The following is a 435-nucleotide window of genomic DNA, read 5'->3' as shown; positions in this document are numbered from 1 at the left end:
AACCCGGCCGCGAGGCGGAAGAGATCATCGCCGACGTGATGCCGGCGATCATCCGCGACTTTCCCTGGCCGAAATCCATGCGCTCCGGTGCCGCTTCGGCGAAACCGGGCAGCCTTCGCTGGGTCCGGCCGCTGCAGTCGATCGTCTGCACCTTCGGCGCGGAACACGACGAGACGAAGGTGATCCCCTTCGAGGTCGATGGCATCGTCGCCTCGAACATCACCTACGGCCACCGTTTCCATGCGCCGGAAGCGATCACGGTCCGCCGCTTCGCCGACTATGCCGAGAAGCTCGAAAAGGCGAAGGTCGTGATCGATGCGGAGCGCCGCAAGGAGATCATCTCCGCCGACGCCCACAATGTCGCCTTCGCCAACGGCCTGGAGCTGGTCGAGGACGAGGGCCTCCTGGAGGAAGTCGCCGGTCTCGTCGAATGGC

Annotated in this window: 1 protein-coding gene; it reads left to right on the top strand. The window is 65.3% G+C overall.

Going from position 1 to position 435, the window contains the following annotated elements:
* On the top strand, positions 1-435 hold a 435-nt coding region (locus C7G61_RS43510; RefSeq protein ID WP_145963876.1), incomplete at both ends, for a glycine--tRNA ligase subunit beta.

Origin of the sequence: Bradyrhizobium algeriense, from assembly GCF_003062295.1 — a bacterium.
Classification (GTDB): Bacteria; Pseudomonadota; Alphaproteobacteria; order Rhizobiales; family Xanthobacteraceae; genus Bradyrhizobium; species Bradyrhizobium algeriense.
Note: the sequence above shows the minus strand (reverse complement) of the source record. Positions and strands in the feature narration are given on the sequence as shown.